Origin of the sequence: Myroides injenensis M09-0166, assembly GCF_000246945.1 — a bacterium.
Taxonomy (GTDB): Bacteria; Bacteroidota; Bacteroidia; order Flavobacteriales; family Flavobacteriaceae; genus Flavobacterium; species Flavobacterium injenense.
In genome coordinates this window covers 1-19,539 of record NZ_BAEX01000067.1, presented here as the reverse complement: position 1 = coordinate 19,539, position 19,539 = coordinate 1, and the positions used below count along the sequence as shown (strand labels likewise).

The 19,539-nt window shown below is 30.2% G+C and carries 14 protein-coding genes and 1 tRNA gene; 13 read left to right on the top strand and 2 right to left on the bottom strand.

Features of this window, described 5'->3' with window-relative positions; all coding sequences use genetic code 11:
* Positions 1-311: 311 nt before the first annotated feature.
* The 4 genes from RH98_RS11080 to RH98_RS11065 all read left to right on the top strand — a co-directional run bounded on the left by RH98_RS11080 (position 312) and on the right by RH98_RS11065 (position 6,771).
* On the top strand, positions 312-4,835 hold the full coding sequence (locus RH98_RS11080; RefSeq protein WP_010254659.1) for a DUF8202 domain-containing protein: 4,524 nt from the start codon (positions 312-314) through the stop codon (positions 4,833-4,835).
* Between the two features lie 23 nt (positions 4,836-4,858).
* Positions 4,859-5,401 (top strand): phage tail-like protein, encoded by a 543-nt coding sequence (locus RH98_RS11075; RefSeq protein ID WP_026038864.1) that lies wholly within the window; start codon positions 4,859-4,861, stop codon positions 5,399-5,401.
* A 506-nt stretch (positions 5,402-5,907) separates the two neighbouring features.
* Positions 5,908-6,222 (top strand): hypothetical protein, encoded by a 315-nt coding sequence (locus RH98_RS11070; RefSeq protein ID WP_010254654.1) that lies wholly within the window; start codon positions 5,908-5,910, stop codon positions 6,220-6,222.
* A gap of 282 nt (positions 6,223-6,504) precedes the next feature.
* The gene (locus RH98_RS11065; RefSeq protein ID WP_010254651.1) at positions 6,505-6,771 is read left to right on the top strand and encodes a TM2 domain-containing protein; all 267 of its coding nucleotides are present in this window, start codon (positions 6,505-6,507) and stop codon (positions 6,769-6,771) included.
* Positions 6,772-6,811: 40 nt separating this feature from the next.
* Here RH98_RS11065 and RH98_RS11060 read toward each other — a convergent pair whose 3' ends face one another.
* Complete coding sequence (locus RH98_RS11060; RefSeq protein WP_010254647.1) at positions 6,812-8,035, bottom strand: MFS transporter; 1,224 nt, start codon at positions 8,033-8,035, stop codon at positions 6,812-6,814.
* Between the two features lie 88 nt (positions 8,036-8,123).
* On the opposite strand from RH98_RS11060, the gene RH98_RS11055 reads away from it, so the two are divergent.
* From RH98_RS11055 to RH98_RS11035, 5 genes are all read left to right on the top strand, one after another.
* A complete protein-coding gene (locus tag RH98_RS11055) occupies positions 8,124-9,017 on the top strand; it encodes a LysR substrate-binding domain-containing protein (RefSeq protein ID WP_010254642.1) in 894 nt (297 codons plus the stop codon).
* Positions 9,018-9,760: 743 nt separating this feature from the next.
* Complete coding sequence (locus tag RH98_RS11050) at positions 9,761-10,711, top strand: ABC transporter permease (protein ID WP_010254639.1); 951 nt, start codon at positions 9,761-9,763, stop codon at positions 10,709-10,711.
* A complete protein-coding gene (locus RH98_RS11045) occupies positions 10,704-11,651 on the top strand; it encodes an iron chelate uptake ABC transporter family permease subunit (RefSeq protein ID WP_010254636.1) in 948 nt (315 codons plus the stop codon). Before RH98_RS11050 ends, RH98_RS11045 begins: the two co-directional genes overlap by 8 nt.
* Positions 11,648-12,406 carry an iron ABC transporter ATP-binding protein gene (locus tag RH98_RS11040; RefSeq protein WP_010254634.1) on the top strand — a complete coding sequence of 253 codons (759 nt, stop codon included), beginning with the start codon at positions 11,648-11,650 and terminating at the stop codon, positions 12,404-12,406. The genes RH98_RS11045 and RH98_RS11040 overlap by 4 nt, the downstream gene beginning before the upstream one ends.
* 25 nt (positions 12,407-12,431) lie before the next feature.
* Positions 12,432-13,367: a siderophore ABC transporter substrate-binding protein gene (locus RH98_RS11035; protein WP_010254632.1), complete on the top strand. Its 936-nt coding sequence runs from the start codon at positions 12,432-12,434 to the stop codon at positions 13,365-13,367.
* Between the two features lie 103 nt (positions 13,368-13,470).
* Here the strand turns inward: RH98_RS11035 and RH98_RS11030 are convergent.
* Positions 13,471-13,556 (bottom strand) — tRNA-Leu (locus RH98_RS11030).
* A 514-nt stretch (positions 13,557-14,070) separates the two neighbouring features.
* Between RH98_RS11030 and RH98_RS11025 the strand changes: the two genes are divergently transcribed.
* The 4 genes from RH98_RS11025 (at position 14,071) to RH98_RS15285 (ending at position 19,354) form a co-directional block, all read left to right on the top strand.
* On the top strand, positions 14,071-15,834 hold the full coding sequence (locus RH98_RS11025) for a phage tail-like protein (RefSeq protein ID WP_010254630.1): 1,764 nt from the start codon (positions 14,071-14,073) through the stop codon (positions 15,832-15,834).
* 46 nt (positions 15,835-15,880) lie between these two features.
* Complete coding sequence (locus RH98_RS11020; protein ID WP_010254629.1) at positions 15,881-17,599, top strand: phage tail-like protein; 1,719 nt, start codon at positions 15,881-15,883, stop codon at positions 17,597-17,599.
* An 11-nt stretch (positions 17,600-17,610) separates the two neighbouring features.
* Complete coding sequence (locus tag RH98_RS11015; protein ID WP_141629436.1) at positions 17,611-18,279, top strand: phage tail-like protein; 669 nt, start codon at positions 17,611-17,613, stop codon at positions 18,277-18,279.
* Positions 18,280-18,409: 130 nt separating this feature from the next.
* Complete coding sequence (locus tag RH98_RS15285) at positions 18,410-19,354, top strand: phage tail-like protein (RefSeq protein ID WP_010254627.1); 945 nt, start codon at positions 18,410-18,412, stop codon at positions 19,352-19,354.
* The last annotated feature ends 185 nt before the right edge of the window (positions 19,355-19,539 follow it).

Here is a 19,539-nt window from a genome sequence, read left to right as displayed (position 1 = left end):
TCCGAATTCTGTATTGACTTTTTTTGTTATTTGAGAAAAAAGGGTTTTTGTAAACAAAATTATAACTATATATAGATAAAGTTTATGTTTGGTTTAAAAAGTTAAATTAAGTTTTTATTATTTAATATTTTTATTATATTACTAAATATTGTTTGAATATTGTATAATATTTATTAATTTTAACAAATATTACAAAAACGAAAACTAGAGAGGAAAAGAATAATTACAACAGTGTAATTAGTTAGTAATATAATGGTAGGTTTATTTTTTACTCTCTACAGAAATATAGATTGTGATTAAAAATAATAATTATGATAAAGAGAATAACATTAGTTTTTACACTACTAGCTTCAATATTTATTTTTGGACAAACACCAGGTGGAATTTCTAATATAACTGTCGAATATTGGCTTAAAGCTGATGAACTTTTACCTGTGTTACCGCAAGATGGTGACGAGGTTAAACGTTGGCAAGATGTTTCAGGAAATAATAGACATTTTATTTTACCTGAAAAATTAGCTTACGCACCTGAATTTGTAAAATCAGCGATTAATTATCACTCAGCGGTAGATTTTTATTTTTTATCGAATGAAGACGATGTTAATGCTCCCAGTCTTATCAATAATAGAAGGCGTAAGTTAGAATCTATTTCTTCAATGCCAATAAGCAATGATAGATCATATTATATTATCTGGGTATCACGTTTTGATAATGAGAATTCTGATGAAAAAGCGACTGTATTGACCTTGAATGGAAGTACTTCGGATCAAGATAATTTTGGTTGGTTAAAAGCAGATAATAAGCTTTTTATGGAGATTAAAACTACGAAAATTTTGAGTAGCTCAAATAGTAACGACGGATATAGTATTGGAATTGCGATGGTACCAAATCAAGGAAGAAATGGCTTATTACCTGAATTAATTCATAATGGGAAATTAAATACAGCATTAAAAGGGGGGGAATTAACTAATAAAATTGCAAGTCAAAGTGTGATTGGGAATAGTCTGTCTGGAGATTCTCCTAGTGGTGCCTTTTTTGGTGAGATTGCAGAGATTATTGTAATATCTCGCTCTGCCGGAATGACTGGTTCTTTGTTAAGTACTGAGGAATTAGCTAAAATTACTAGTTATTTATCTTTAAAATATGGAATAGGGGTAGATTCTAGTAACGAAAACCAATATATGCTATCTAATGGGACTATTATATATGATGGATCATTATCAGGCTATAGTGATTATAATAATCATATTTTTGGTATAATTAGGGATGATGCAAGCGGGATATATCAAAAACAATCAGCAAGTATTAGTAAAGTTGCAATGACGATATCTCTTGGTGATATAGCAGAATTAAATGCTGAAAATCAAAATGCAATGCCTGATAAATCAGCTTTGCTTTTTGGAGGGAATAGTGCAACAGGTTCTACTGATTATGCTTATGATGTAGGAACAGTTTTTCAAAATTATACCTTTACTACTTCAACAGATCCGGAGACAGGTGTAATTTCTCAAGATCGTTTATCATCAAGAGAAAATTATATATTAAGAGCAAAAACAACTGGTCAGGATTCATTTACAGTGACTATACGTCCAGAATTAGGAGAATGGTTACTAGTAAGTAATAATCCTTCTTTTACACCTGCTAACACAAAGATTTACAAGATGAAATCTGGACAAATAAAAGATGTGGTTATAAATGATGGAGATTATATTGGTTTTGCATTTAATTTAAAAGCTCCTGGGGGGGTTATAGATGGTCTTAAAATGTGGTTAAATGCTTCTGCTAGCAATACAGTACAAACTAATACATTAGGAGAGGTTGAAACCTGGAGCGATCATGCAGGTTTAGGTACAACATATAGAAGGTATGCACCTAATAATGCTTCTGCTTTATATCTTAAAGCAGATGAACGTACAAATTTTCACCCTACATTAGAATTTAGAAAATACAAAGACTATTTAGTTACAGATAAGGCGGCTATGTCTGTAGCTTCTCCTGCCCATGTTGCAATCTATACAGTTATTAATCATAATTTTGCTACTGATAGGTCATATTTTATAGGCTTTGGAGCCCAGAAAACAAAGTCAGATGCTAGGCGGCCTTCTTTTGGTGTGTTTAGAGAAAAAGGTGGAGGTGGTTTTGGTCGTATAGGATCTACAGGTTTGACTAATAGTAAAACAAGGTTATTTGAACCCGGAGCAACTACAATTGCAGGTTATCATTGGAATGTAGGTACTGATATTACTTTTGAATTTGACGCTCATAGAGAAAACCGAGATCATAAATCTAACAAAGCACTAATGAATGGTCCTGGTATGTTGGGACTTGCAAGTTCTGATAAAAATTATTATTTGATGGGTGTGATGCCTGAGGTAATTATGTATGACAGGGTATTGACAAAAGAGGAAAGAGATAAAATAAATTCATATTTAGGATTAAAATATGGGATTACTATTGATTTAGATAAATATTCAAATCTAGTAAACTTTGAATATTTATTTTCTGATGGAACAAGAATTTGGGAAGGTAATGACAGAATACATAATAGCTATCATAATAATGTAGCTTCTGTTATCCGTGATGACAATGCTAATTTAAGTAATAAACAATCACGCTCTACTGATGTCGGTGCAATTGTTCATATGGGGGTTGGTAGTAAACTAGGAATAGATCCTGTATTAGATCAAATTAATAATGATAAGTCTTCTATTACATGGGGGCATAATAAAGGTTCATTGGGGCTTCATTCTTTTCTAGGGAATAATGAAGTATGTGGTGAGATGGATTCACGAATAGATGGGCGTATTTGGCTTGTAGATAAAGAGAACTTTGACCAAGATATTTTAGTAGCTGCTCACGGTCCTAATTTTCCATTTAATGGACCAGGTTATCAAGTTTTTTTACTAGTAGCAGATAGTGCAGAAAAACTAATTGCTAATAAATGGGATAGAATAGTTCCTATGGCGTATGATAATGACATGCATGCTGTACATTATAAGTTTCAAGATGAATTCACTTATTTTACATTCGGGGCAAAATTTGTAGGCTCGTGTGATGGTTGTACTTTTGAAGGTTTAAAAAAACTTGACTTTACTAAGGAAACTTGGAAACCAAAAGGTAAAGAAGCAAAAAACATTAATTTAGGAGATGATTTTAGTGTGAGAATTACGGTAGATGATCCCTCTAATAATTTAAGAAATAATTATCCTAGAGCGTCTTCTTTGAAATCATTGAGAGAAAAAAGAAAAGGTGCGAGTGATGTTACTACAAAAATTGAATTTAACACAACTCAAGGAGCAAAGGCAGCTGTTTCAGCTTCATTTGAATTATTTGATATAGATCGTACTGGAAAAATAATTGATATTGTACAGGTTATAGGATATTGTAGTGGTTCTACTGTTTATCCAAAATTAAGCTATAGTTATAATAACCCCTCTAAAAGTAGGTATACTATCGATCAAATAGGTACTGCAAAGGCTAAACAAAAAGGAGTAAGTTATAGCGGAAATTCAGGGTATACCAACCGCAGGGGTAGGGTTTTTGTTGAATTTGAAAATCCTGTGGAAGAAATCCATATTATTTATACTACAAAAAGTAGTACTTCTACGTACTCTAATAGTTTTATAGGCATAGGAGCTATGGAATTATATTGTCCAAAACCTTTACCAGCACCAAATGAGGATGGGTTAATTTTCTTAAAACAAGGAACAAGTGATGTTTTATTGTGTGAAATAGTGGACTATAAGTTTCGTGCTGTAAATACAAATTGTTATCCTAAAGAGATTGACTTTACCGATACCCTACCTGAGGGAATGGTTTGGGTAAATAACTCTTTTACTGCTGAAAACACTGAACTTGAAGAAAGTAATATTTCAGGATATGGTACAAGAACACTTAGTGTTTCCGGATTGATGATTCCTGGTGGCGGAAGTACTTATACTTTGCGCGCTAGTGCAATATTTGAAGAAGACGCAGTGGCTGGCACTTATAAAAATAGGGGACAAATTGAATATGATCGTTTAGGTAGTCTTTACAAAATGGAAAGTATTGATCGTCTAACGGGTGAAGAATATACAGAAACAGTAGCACATAATTCAGATCGACCAAAGCAAGTAATCACATCAATGGTAACTGATAAGGTATGTTTTAGTTTGGATAAAGAGATAGAAGTAACATTAAATATTAATAATCAAAATAATACTGCATTACCAGATATGCTTCTTTCTTTCGATTTTGATAACAGTGCTTTTACTTTTGTAAAAAATAGTTTGCAGACCTCTAAAAATTTAAACTTAGGAAATAATCAAGGGGAGGATGGGGACATAGAATATGAGGATTTTAAATTACCACCAGGAGAAAGTTGGGTTAAATTTAGAATAAAAGCGTCAAATAATATTAATGATTATGATGTAGATAGTATGACAGGAGATCCAATTTCTATCACCCTAGCATATGAGTTATTTAGTGAAGGGGAAGATGAGTGCTTAGAGGGAGCATTAATTAATGCAAATGGTGAAATAGAATTACCTTATTGTAGTATTTGTTATTATCCAAAAGTTGTAGGTGATAATGGAGATATAACAAATTCAAATGGATATATGGCAATTACTAGTTTAAATAGAAATAATGATAATTGGATCTCTAAGAGAGGTAATGCATTTGTAGTGCTAGAGTCTTTTAATAAAGGATTAGTTGTGACTCGTTTAAGTACTGTTGAAATAGAATCTTTAAAGCCTGTTGAAGGAATGATTGTTTATGATTCTACAGTAAATTGTTTAAAAGTCTATAATGGTAATTCTTGGGGTTGTATTGTGCAAGGTTGTGTAGATCAGTAATGTATTTAAAATTTAGCAAGACTATGATATATTTAATAAATAAAAAAACAATTGTTCTTATTTTTAGCTTATTTGTGGGGACACACTGCTTTGCTCAAAGTGCTGTTGGAAAGTTTGAAGTGGAAGGAGAAGATGTTTTATTAGATTTTAAGCAGGATGACAATAGGGGGATTATACTTTCTTGGGTGACTAATGAAAATGTTGTGGTTAATCCTTCTGGAGGGACATTGATATACGACTCAAATGATAAAAAGGTTAAGTATTATCGATCTGGAGCATTTAAAAAATGGGAAGATTTATCTGTTAATTCAGGTGAAGTAGATCTAAGTATACAAGAAGGAATAGAAGATAAAGGCGATTTTACTATTATAGGGGATCAAAGTTCTACTGCTTCAGGTGTCTTAGTTTTAGAAGCAAATAATAAAGCATTGGTACTACCTAAGATGAATGATCCACACTTAAATATTAAAAGCCCAGCAGCTGGAACGATTGTCTATGATAAGAAATCAAAAATGATATGTGTTTTTAACGGAAAAGAATGGGCATTTTGGAAAGTTGAAGAATAGATTTTATTTTTCAACTTGAAAAAATAAAAGAGAGCTTTATAATTTTATTTATAAAGCTCTCTTTTTTAGTTGTACAAAGTCTTTTTGTTAACTATATTTTAACTTTTATAAATGAAAGATTTATTTGTCTCTTATTGTACTAAGTTTTAATTAGTTGGTATAAAAAATTTAGTTAGTCTATATGAAATCACTGCAAAGCCTTTAAATATGCTGATATTTATCATAAATATTAATTGGAATTTATCTAAATTAGCGAATGAAAGTTACATAAAAGCCTTATATAAGATAAGAGATAGATATATTTAGAATACTTAAATTAACTTAAGTATTTAAAGTTAATAATCTATATTGTGGTAAATATTTGAAATTTGAATATTTTTTTAACTTATAGTTTGGTTATTTGATTTTAAATTGTAACTTTATAGAACAAAATAAGTACTTATTTAACCTTTGGTTGTTTAAACCATTATTTTTTCGGCTATTGTTTAATAATAAAGATTTGAATCATGAGAAGATTTACGCATATTTTTATGGGGTTAATTATATTAGTACTTGTTAGCAGTTTGCAAAGTTGCTCAAACGAAGATAATAATACTATAAGTGATAGTCCACAAAAGGAAATCACTAGTATAAATATAGAGAAAAAGTGGATAATTGCTCATTTTAGCTTTAGTGAGAATTGTAAAGCTAATGATAGAGATCAGTATCAGAAATCTGCTTTAGAAATCACCTTAAAAGCCAATAATTATAAAGGGATTGATAAATATAGCTTGAAAGAATATCAAGGAAAATTTAAATTGGAGGTAGTTTACTTTCATTAACAGAGAATAATACAGACGAGGTAAGAAAATTTAAAATAATTGAATTACTTGGGAATGAGATGAAATTAGAAGCTTTGAATAATGAAAATATTTTAGAAATAGAACTTGTGTCGTTTGAATAATATAATCTTTTTTAGAACTTAGGTTAGGGATAATATATGTATTGTCCCTTTTTTTTTGTTTTTACATTTTTTTATTTCGCTATTTATGAATGTTTAGTTAAAAAAATATTCTAAATAATCGCTGATAGTAAGTAAAAGATATATTTGCAAAAAAATATCAATGGAAAATTTTAATTCAAAAGTAGAGTTACCTACTCAGGAAAATAAAAGAGTAACAGCGGGTATATTAGGAATTATACTTGGTAATTTTGGAGTTCACAAATTTTATTTAGGTTATACTAAAGAAGGAATCATTCAAATCATTATGACAATTTGCACTTGCGGTCTTCTTGGTCTAATTGGATTTATTGAAGGAATCATCTATTTAACAAAAAAAGATGAAGATTTCTATCAAACATATCAAGCAAATAAAAAGGCATGGTTTTAAACTAATTAAGTTTTTACTAACGATATAAAAGCTACTTTAATTACGAAGTAGCTTTTTTGTTTCTTGTAGTTAAGTAAGTTGTTATAAAAGCAATTATAGCTAAGCTCATTAAGCAGATAAAGAAGCCATTCCAATTGCCATTATTGACAAATCCTCCAGTAGAACTTCCAATAACACTAGATCCTAGATAGTAAAAAAACCAATATAACGCAGTTGCAGAGCTTTTGGCTTCTTTAGCTAATGTAGTTACCACTCTACTAGCTATAGTGTGGCCACTAAAAAAAGCTAGAGTAAATAATGTTAGTCCTAGTAAGATAATGAACAAATTATCTAAGAACATTAATAAAGAGCCTATAAATAATACTGCCAATACAAAAAGTAATAACTTTTTAGCAGAATAATGGTCTGTTAATCTTCCAGTAACCATATTACTTAGAATTCCAAAAGCATACATTAAGAATATCATAGCAATTAAGTAATGTGGAAGATTATAAGGTGCTGCTTCAAGTTTGAATCCTAAAAAGTTATATACACTAACAAAACTTCCCATAAGACATATACCTACTATATACATTGCTAATATTTTGATATTTTTAAAAATACTTTGCATTTGTTTTATTTTCTTATTGAATTTTAATTTTTGAGGTACAAAGAAATGTGATTCAGGGAAGGATAAATAAAAATAGATCGCTATAAATGCAGCAATGATTCCAATACTTAACACAGCAACTTGCCATCCAAACCAACCACTTATAAAAGCTGCTACAATACGACCAAACATTCCTCCAAATGTATTACCTGCAAGATAAAAACTGATAGCAGTTCCTATATTATTCCCATCTATTTCTTCAGCAATATAAGCCAATGTAACTGCTGAGACACCAGAAATACACATTCCTTTGATAAAGTTTATATTAATGAGAAGTGAAAAATTACTTACCCATATAGATGAAATAGTTAGAATAGTAGAGGTCACTAGTGCGAACAACATTACTTCTTTTCGTGGATATCGGTCTGCTATAAAAGCAAATAATAGTAAGCCTATTGCCATCCCAAAGGTAGATGCAGATACTAAATAACTACTTTGAGCGGGTGTTATTTGAAAATAGGTTGTTATTTCCGATAATAAAGGTTGGTAATTATATAATTGGGCAAAGACAGAAACACCTACTAAGAAAATTCCCCATTTAATTTTTTTATATCTGCTACTACCTTTTGTTGCTTTATCTTCTTTTAAAGCGGTAGTGTATATTGTGGTTGCCATATTTTAGTTTTTTGTAAAGTTACAAGTAAGTTATATATTAGTGAAATGGTATTTTTCTATCAAATCAATCGATAAAACCGATTAGTATATGGAATTAAGACAATTGAAATATTTTTTAAAAGCAAAAGAATTGCTCAATTTTACTGAAGCTTCTAAACAGCTGTATATTACCCAAAGTACTTTGTCTCAACAGATAAAGCAATTAGAGGAGGAAATAGGGCAACCTCTATTTGATCGAATAGGTAAGCGAATTACACTGACAGAGGCAGGTAAAATGTTTGCAACTTACGCAGAGAAAAGCATAAATGCAGCAAATGATGGAATGTTGTTGCTAAAGGACGTTAGGGGCTTAGAAGCTGGTGTTTTAAGAATAGGGTTGACATGGGGGCTAAAATCTATCGTTTTAAGTTCGCTAAAGTCATTTACTCAATGTTATCCTAAAGTGAAAATAGAAGTAACTTTTGGTACAACAACTGAATTGATACAATATACTTTAAAACAAGAAATAGACTTTGCTTTAACTTTTTTTGAAGGGGAGCATAGAGAGGCTTTAAATTATAGACCACTAATGACTTCTGATATGGCATTAATTGTTTCTAATTCTTCTCATTTAGCTATATTGGAATGTGTAGAATTAAAAGATGTTGCTAAGATGAGATTGGCCTTACCAGTTAAAGGATTTAGCACACGAGATTTTTTGGATAGTCAGTTTAAATTACATAATATAAACCCAAATATTTTAGTAGAAGTAAATCAAACTTCTACTGTAATAGATTTAGTGCAAATTGGAGCTTTTGAAACGATTTTGACCTTGGCAACAGTACATGGGGAGTCAAATATTAAGGCAATACCGATAATGGGTGTTGATATAAAAAGAGAAGCAGTTATAATAACATTAAAAGAAAGTTACCAAAAGAGAGCTGTCGAAGTATTTGTAAATCTTTTAATGGAAGAGGATAAGAATACTTATAATCAATTATAAGTTTAAATATTTTTTATTCAATAGATCGTATAGTTATTTATAATTATGAGGTCGTCTTGACTTTTGTAAAATAAAGAAGGGGTATAAAAATTTGCGTTACTACATAAACAAAATCTATGATGCATGTGCAAGTACTCCACCAAGTCAGTATAGAATTATATATAGCCCTACACTTATCACTTCCACAAAGAGGTTTAAAGTAAAAAGCCTCAATGTTTTAAGTAACAGAAGCTTATAAAAATAGTTTGAGATAATGAAGTTTCAGAAAACTAAAAAGCCATGATGACTTCTATGTATCGTTTATTGAGCTTAAAAGAAATGTGAAAAAGTATTACTGGTTAATTTATTATTTACTTCAATTTTTAAGCTGCTTGCCAAATTGGAGTATTATATAATATCATCTGAATGAATGGAATACTTATAATTCAATAATACTAAATGTATGTGAAGCAATTTGAATAAATATTTGGATTGTAAAAGTAAGCCAACGCTGTTAAGATATTTAAAATTGAATATTTTCTTTTTATGATTCCTTTAGTATAAGCGTTATAATTTTTAGATATACTTAAGAATGGTAATTTTAATTTGATTAAGTTCAAATAAAGGTGGTTTTAAATTATAGTAATACTAATTTGATATTATAATTGGTAATTATTTAATCCTCAATTTGTTTTTGCTACTAAACATACTTTTATATATTTGCGATTATTTAATATGATTCTAAATAAAAAACAAGCTAATTTATGATAAGAATTATTTTAGTTCTTATACTTATTGTTGTGTCTTTTATTTCTGTTTTTGTAGGAGTAAAAGATATTTCAGTATTTAATATACACAGATTAACCCAGGATGAGATGCTGGTGATGATCGTTAGTAGATTACCAAGGATGATATCTGTACTAATTGCAGGAGTGGGAATGAGTATTTGTGGGCTTATTGTGCAACAAATTTCGATGAACAAATTTGTATCACCTACAACAATGGGGACATTGGATGCCTGCAAAATGGGGATTTTATTCAGTATGATTTTATTCCCAGCAGGTGGAATGATGTATAAAATGGGATTGTCATTTTGTATTGCATTAGTCGCAAGTATTATTTTTTTGAAAATATCTAGTAAGATAAAAATGAGGAGTATCATTTTTGTCCCATTAGTAGGAATTGTATTTGGAAATATATTAAATGCTATTTCAACGTTCTTTGCTTATAAGTATAATCTTGTACAAAACATGGAAGGCTGGTTAATAGGAGATTTTTCTTCTATTATCAAGGGTAATTATGAAATTCTCTATTTAGGGGTGCCAGTAGTAATTTTATGTTATTTGTATGCTAATAAATTCACTATTGTAGGATTAGGAGAGGAGACCGCTACTAGTTTAGGATTAGACCACAAAAAGATCACTTATCTAGGATTAATATTTGTTGCTATAACATCTACAGTTGTTGTGTTAACGGCAGGAGTTATTCCTTTTTTAGGTCTTATTATACCTAATATTGTTAGTCTAATGTTTGGTGACAATTTAAAAAGAACTATTAGTTATACTGCTTTAATAGGAGCTATCTTTTTAATGATATGCGATATTATTAGTAGAGTTCTAATTGCGCCTTATGAAATACCAATCGGTCTGACAGTAAGTATAATTGGAGGTGTAATCTTTTTGGTATTAATTTTAAAAAAGGTGAAGAATGTTTAAGAATAAAGTTATCTCTATATTGCTTATAGCTTTGTTATTATGCATTGCTATTTACATGTTCACATTTACAGGGACTAAATTAGATTATGTTTTACCTAGAAGAGGATATAAAATAGGTGCTATGATCTTAATATCATTTGCCATTGGATATTCATCTATTGTCTTTCAGACGATATCAGCTAATAGGATATTAACCCCATCTATCATGGGATTTGATTCCTTCTTTTTGCTTATACAGTCATTGTTGGTATTTACCTATGGAGATAAAACATTTCAGGTATTGACAACTGAGTGGAATTTTGTGGCTTCTGTTGGTTTGATGCTTTTATTCTCGTTGGCTATGTATTTCTTAATTTTTAGACGAGAGAGTAAAAGTATGTACGCATTATTGTTAGTGGGACTTTTGATGGGAACACTATTTAGAAGTTTCTCATCTTTTATAGTAATGCTAATAGATCCAAATGAATTCCTGATTGTTCAGTCAGCTATGTTTGCCTCTTTTGATAAAATTAATATTAGTCTACTGACTATATCAGCAGTTATATTAATAGCTGTAATGGTCTATGGATCACGTTATTTTAGACAGTTAGACGTATTAACTTTAGGAAGAGAAAATGCAATAAGTTTAGGTGTTGATTACAATAAAGTAATACGAGCAAATTTGATGATTATTTCAGTAATGGTTTCGGTTTCTACAGCTTTAGTAGGACCAATAACATTTTTGGGAATATTAGTTGCCAATTTAACCTATGAGTTGGTGAAATCAAGTAAGCATTTATATATGGTAACGGCTTGTTGCTTATTGACTGCAGTAACAGTAATAGGAGGACAGTATATTGTGGAACACGTATTTAATATGTCAACAACGATTAGTATTATAATCAATTTTATAGGAGGAATATATTTTATTTATTTATTATTAAAGAGTAATAGAGGATGATAGAGGTAAAGAACGTTTCAAAAACGTATGGTGAAAAATTAATATTAGATGATGTATCTGTTACTTTTCCAAAAGGGAAAATTACGTGTTTAGTAGGAGGGAATGGGACAGGTAAGAGTACATTATTATCCATTGTTAGTCGATTAGTAGCAAGAGATGAAGGGGAAATAAATTTATTAAATCAGGATGTAATGGATTTTAAAAATAGAGAGTTCGCAAAACACTTATCTATTTTAAAACAAGCCAATCATCCCAATGTTCGTTTGACAGTAAAAGAATTAGTCTCTTTTGGTAGGTTTCCACATTCGCAAGGAAGATTATCAACAGCAGATTTAGAAAAAATAGACGAAAGCTTAGCTTTTATGGGGCTTGTAGATATACAAGAGCAATTTATTGATGAGTTAAGTGGAGGTCAAAAACAACGTACATTCTTAGCAATGGTCTTGGCGCAGGATACAGATTATATCTTGTTAGACGAACCATTGAATAATTTAGATATGAAACATTCAGTTGAAATTATGAAGATTCTTCGCGTTTTAGCTGATGAGTATGGCAAGACCATTATTATTGTAGTGCACGACATTAATTATGCGTCTTCTTATGCTGATTATATCGCAGCAGTTAAGGATCATAAGATTATCCATTTCGGACCTACTGATGATATCATTCGCGAAGATATTATGAAGGAGGTATTTGATATAGATATGACGATAGTTCATAATTGCAATAATAAAGTTTGTATATATTTTAAGTAGATTATTAAATTGTTAATTAAGTATTATGAGTAAATTTTTAATAAGCTGTATCGCAGCGTCAGCATTGTTATTTGCTTCTTGTAAAGAGACTAAAAAAGATGAGTCTAATGAGGCAAGAGAAAAAGTAACAGTACAACATACTTCTGGAAGTGCAGAGGTAACTGTTAATCCTGAAAACGTAGTAATCTTATCATATGGTGCTTTAGATAGTTTTGATGAATTAGGATTAGACGTTAAAGGTGCTCCAATTGGAAATCTTCCTGCTTACCTAGATAAATATAACAAAGTGGAAGGTCTTGTAAACGTAGGGGGAATTAAAGATCCAAATATGGAAAAAATAAATGAGGTTTCACCTGAGTTAATTATAATTGGTGCTCGTACCGCTTCTATGTTAGATGAGTTTAATAAAATTGCTCCTACACTTAATTTAGATGTTGATGCAAAAGATTATATGAATTCTTTTAAAAATAATCAACGTGCTATAGGTAAGATCTTTGGAAAAGAAGATGTAGTTGAGAAAGAATTAAAAGACATTGATGCACGTATTGCTAAGATTAATGAAATTGCAGCTAAATCTGATAAGAAAGCTTTAATCGTTCTTACAAATGAAGGACGTATGAGTGCTTATGGTCCAGGATCTCGTTTTGGAATTATTCATGATGTATTTGGTGTAAAACCAGCTGACCAAAAAATTGAAGTAGCTACTCATGGACAATCAATTTCTAATGAGTTTATCAAAGAAATGAATCCAGACTATATCTTTGTAATTGATCGTGGAGCTGCTATTAAAAGAGCAACAATGAGCAAAGAGGAATTTGCTAATGCTTTAGTACAACAAACTAATGCTTATAAAAATGATAAGATTATATTCTTAAATCCTGAGGTATGGTATTTATCAGGAGGAGGATTAAAATCAATTAAAATGATGATAAGTGAGGTTGAAAATGCAATTGCAGAATAATCTCTTTAATTTTTAATTTCAAAGAAGGCAATCATATGATTGCCTTCTTCGTTTTTGAACCAAAAAAGGCTGTTTCACATTGTGAAACAGCCTTTTTTATTTGTACTCGGAGCGGGACTTGAACCCGCACGAACATTACTGCTCACTGGATTTTAAGTCCAGCGTGTCTACCACTTCCACCACCCGAGCAAAACTAGTTTGTTTTTTTAGGAAAGGCAAAAGTAGTTAAAAAAATCACATAACCAATAGATGTCCAATTTAAAAGTTGGTGATTATACTGTTTTATACCTTATACTTCTTAAAAAAAAGTATAAAACGTTATAGTATCTATTGTTGTTTGTGGTGTTTTAGTAGTAATGTTATGGTATAGTATATTTTTTTTTAATTATAATAAAAAAGACTTTTTCTTCGTGTTTTGAACCATTTTGTAATATTAAGATATTCTCAATAATAACTCATTACACTTTATGCGAATATTTTTAGTTCATTAAAATGCTTTATATCCATTTTTACTTTTCTTAATGAATTGTTTGTTTTGGCACCTTTTTTGTTAATATACGGTCTGTTTATGATTTTTATTTAGTTAAAACCTTATTTTGTGCTCAATAATGTAATTACATGCATTTTCTTTTTTGGGTGTGAAATAGATTTGTGGAGTGAAATAAAACAGAACAATAAATATTAAAAAGAAAATTAAAGTGTTATGGTTAAGAAAATTATTCCTTTAGTAATGTTGTCACTTAGCTTAAGTGGTTTAGCACAAGAGAGAACTGGAGAAACAACAGTATCTAAAACTGGTGTAGGTATAGGTGTAAAAGTACCTTCAAAATCTGCTCAATTAGAAGTAGGAGGTGAAGATAAAGGTATTTTAATTCCAAGATTAGACTTGGTTGATGCAGAAACTTATTTGGGATCTGATTTGGCTGGTGCTAGTAAAGTAACAAATATAGGTATGCTTGTTTACCATAAGAACTCTAAAAACACTGAATTGCCAGAAGGTTTTTATAGTTGGACTGGTACAAAATGGGATAGAATAACATCTCAATCAGAATTAACAAAGGTAATCTTAGAGACTAAGACAGAAATGGTCAAGGAGATTGAAAAAATCACTGAGATTGTCACACCAGGAGAGCCAGGAGAAAATGGAGAGCCAGGTAAAGATGCAGATTTAAGCTATATGGTAGTTTATAGTCCATCAACAGATAAATTATCATATTTAGAGAAAAAGAAAGGTGAAAACGGAGAGTTAGTATATGAGCAAAAGGAGATTACATTTGGAGAATTAGTACAACAACAAGAAACAAATACATTCTTCAAAGAGAAAAAAGAAATTCTTGAAGGCGAAACAAAAGAAACATTAACAGGTTATATCTATTACAGTGAGAAAGCAATTACTGATTGGCTAGAAGGAGGAAAGAATGTTATTGCAGATATTCCAGATGATAATGGTTTTACGATTGATGTTTTAGCTTCGGTTAAGGAAAATATAGAAACAGTAATCAAAGCGAGTGAAACAATTATCCAAGAAGTAATTAAAGAAGCAGACGGAACGGTAAGAGTTCAAGAAGTTAATGGAAAACTTGTTTTACAATATAAACCAGCAGGCGAAAAAGATTATGTAAATGTTGATTTATCAGGAGTTGAAACAGTAACATCAATCGATAAATTTGTATGGGATGAGGGCGAAAAAGTATTTAAGTCTGAGCTAAATACAGAACCACCACTTGGTGAAAAGGGTAAAATCTATTATAAATATCAAGGTGAAAAAAATGAGGCGGGACAAAGAGTAACCCAGTATATTGATTTATCATCTGATATCGTACAAGCTATCAAAAATGATACAACTATTCAAGAATCTATTAGTAATACAGTAAATCAACATTTTGAGACAATAGGTGGAAATGTGTTTTATGGAGCTATAAATAACGATGATTCTAAAGAATATTTATATGTTGTGGAAGGAGAAGAAAAGAATAAAGTAAAAATAGATATCTCTGAATCAGTAAAAGAAGTTTTTGACGAAATTATTAAAGGAGAAACTAAGCCAGGAGAGACCCCTGGAGAAGATAATAATAATGAAATCGTAAACTCAATCAAAAATGCAATCGGTTTAAAAGTATTAACGGATAAACCAGCAGTAGATACTGGAAATACTATTGATAGTAAAAAAGTTTTCAAACAATCAGTAACTATTAACGTTGATAAAAGCAATGAAGATCCAAGTGTGAATACTGATTTTGTAGGAAATATAGTTGTTGCGAATTTTGGAACTTTACTTAATGTTTCTATTTATGATGAAACTGGAGTTTTAGTATGTAGTAATGTAACTGATGTAGTGCAAACAACAACGTCTTTGAAATTTAGTTTCGGCCAAGGTAACTTATATACACCTTTGGAAACAGGATATTATACAGTTGTTTTTGAGTATGTATCTAATATCGAGTCTAAAACTGACAATAAGAAATAAGACTAACACACATTTTATAAAATAAAAAATAATAGAATTTAATATCATGAAAAAAAATATAATTACTCTATTCGCTTTAACTTTTAGTTTATTTTCTTTAGCTCAAGAAGGTAAACCAACACTTCCTGGGGTTGGTATAGGAACTAAAACACCTTCGAAATCAGCTCAGTTAGAAATTAGTGCTGATGATAAAGGGATATTGATTCCACGTTTAGATTTAGAAGGTGAAACAACGTTTTTTAAAGCAGGAGGTGGAGATAAAACATATAATATAGGTATGCTTGTTTACCATAAGAACTCTAAAAATACTGATTTAGTTGAGGGTTTTTATAGTTGGACTGGTACAAAATGGGATAGAATAACATCTCAGTCAGAATTAACAAAGGTAATTTTGGAGACTAAGACCGAAATGGTTAAAGAGATTGAAAAGATTACTGAAGTTGGAGTTCCTGGAAAACCAGGAGAAAATGGACAACCTGGTACAGAAGCTGATTTAAGCTATATGGTAGTTTATAGTCCAACAACAGATAAATTATCATATTTAGAGAAAAAGAAAGGTGAAAACGGAGAGTTAATATACGAGCAAAAGGAAATTACATTTGGAGAATTAGTAAAACAACAAGAAACAAATACATTCTTCAAAGAGAAAAAAGAAATTGTTGAAGGAGAAACTAAAGAAACATTAACAGGTTATATCTATTATAGTGAGAAAGCAATTACTGATTGGCTAGAAGGAGGAAATAAAGATATTGCAGATATTCCAGATGATAAAGGTTTTACGATTGATGTATTAGCTTCAGTTAAGGAAAATATAGAAACAGTAATCAAAGAGAGTGAAACAATTATCAAAGAAGTAATTAAAGAAGCAGACGGAACGGTAAGGGTTCAAGAAGTTAATGGAAAACTTGTTTTACAATATAAACCAGTAGGCGAAAAAGATTATGTAAATGTTGATTTATCAGGAGTTGAAACAGTAACTTCAATCGATAAATTTGTATGGGATGAGGGCGAACAAGCATTTAAGCCTGAGCCAAATACAGAAGCACCACTGGGTGAAAAGGGTAAAATCTATTATAAATATCAAGGTGAAAAGAATGAGGCGGGAGAGTCTGTAACTCACTATATAGATTTATCATCTGATATCGTACAGGCTATCAAAAATGATACAATTATTCAAGAATCTATTAGTAATACAGTAAATCAACATTTTGAGACAATAGGTGGGAATGTATTTTATGGAGCTATAGATGACAAAGATTCGAAAGAGTATTTATATGTTGTGAAAGGCGAAGATAAAAATAAAGTAAAAATTGATATCTCTGAATCAGTAAAAGAAGTTTTTGACGAAATTATTAAAGGAGAAACTAAGCCAGGTGAGAATCCTGGAGAAGGTAATAATAATGATATCGTAAACTCTATTAAAGATGCTATCGGTTTAAAATTAGTAACGGGTGAAAAAGCTATAGATACTGGAAACACTATTGATAGTAAAAAAGTATTTAAACAATCTAATTTTATTACTGTAAATAATACAGAGTTTGGTTATGATAGTGATTTCACTGAGGCAAATATTAAAGTCGAAAATTTTGATACATTATTAAATGTAACTATCTATAATTCAGAAGGAACTGTTGTTTGTAATAGTATTACAGATGTAGAAAAAACAACAACGTCTTTAAAATTTAGTTTTGGTCAAGGAAAGAGTTACTCACCATTAAATAATGGAAAATATATTGTTGTATTTGAATTCCTTGCTAGTAAATAATTTTATGTGCTATGAAAAAGAAATACATAACCCTGCTAATGTTATCAATATCCTTAGCAGGGTATTCACAAGTGGGTATTGGTACTAAAAAACCATCTAAAGCTTCTGTTTTACATATGGAGGCAGATGGTAATAAGGGGGTGTTATTTCCAAAAGTAAAACTTACAGATCTAAATACGTTTTTAAATTCGTCAGAGTTAGCCGAATCTAGTAAAAGTGAAAATATAGGCTTAACTGTCTTTAATACTTTCAGTTCTGGTGAAATCTCTATGGGTTATTACTATTGGAGTGGTAATGAGTGGATTAAGGTTGAAGATACTAAGTCAATAGATGATGCAATTAATTCACTAACTTATAATATTTCAGAAGATGTAGTTTCTACTGGGGTTAAATTTCAAGATAAAGACATCTTAACTTTTGTAGGAAATGTATTTATTCAAGATGGAAATTCCGAAACAAAAGGTGTATTACTACCTAGATCAGTGGAAGCAAATGATATAGAGATATTTACTCTTAAACTCTTTGATCAAAATAACAATGTTATAAATATTGGATTAACTGATATTAATGTGTCAATTAGTAAGCGCTTAATTAATTTTAGTCTTGGTTTCGGAGGTTTTTATACTACACTTCCAGAAGGTAATTACAATGTTGTTGTTGAATTTACAGCTAAGAAGTAAAGCAAAATTGTTCGATAACTTATTTTATATACACAAAATATTGGTATATAATTTGTTTAGGGTATATAATTCAGAATCAGTTTTATCTATCGGCATAATAAAACTGATTCTGATATCTAAAAATAAAGCTATGAAAAAAATATTATTACTAATATGCGCCTTGTCGTCTTTATATCTGCAAGCGCAAGAAAAAAAAGGTATAGGTGTTGGTGTAGGAGTACCTAATAAGGCAGCTATGTTAGAAGTAGCGGCTAAAAATAAAGGTATTTTAATACCGAGAATAGAATTAAAAGATAATAAGGATCAATCTACTATTATTAAAAATAATGGGATACCTGAGAGTTTACTGATATATAATACGACAAATGATTCTTCAAAAAAACTTTCTTCTGGATATTACTATTGGTTACCAAATGCGTTACAAGAAACTGAATCTAGATGGGTTAAGTTACTTAATGATACGGATATATCAGATATAATGGAAAATCAAAAAAATATTAATGTTGTTGAAGGTGCAGGGGTTAAAGTATTAAAAAAGGAAGAAGGTAAAGATATTGAGTTTACTGTTTCATCAGGTTTAACTTCAAAAAATGGTATTCAACTTGAAAATAATTCTTTTGAATTAGGAGGTAAGTTAGATAAAGCTACTGAGATTACCACAGATGAGTTAAATACATTAGCTATAAAGGGATTACAGGAAGGAAATAGTACTAATAGTATTTTAGTAGTCGAAAATGATGGAGTATTAAGAAAAGTAAATGCTGTTGTTCCAAAGTTTTTCTATATGCCATCAATTTTATTGAATACTGAAGATATCAATACTACTTATTCTATTAATTTGTATCAAGAGTATGTAAAACAGTTTAGTAATGTACCAGCTAATCAAAATAGTACAGGAAAAGTGGCATCTCTTCCATTTATCCCAGAAGCCACTGCATTTGAATATTATGTTACCTACATAGATGATTCAGTGGTGAAAATTAATTCCGTAAATTCTCAAGGTGAATTAAGTTACACTATTTTAAAGCCTGCGAAAGTGTCAACTTTTGTAAATATCGTTTTAGTAGTTAAATAAATAAGTAAGACCACTTTTAATTGTTGAGAAGCGATTAAACGATATAATCAATTAATAAAAAAGTTATGAAAGTTATAAATAATGATAAATACAATATAATGTTAAGATTATTATATAGTCTTATTATTGTTTTTATCTCACTTCAGGTTGGTTTTGCACAAGTACAAGTAGATTATACTACGTGT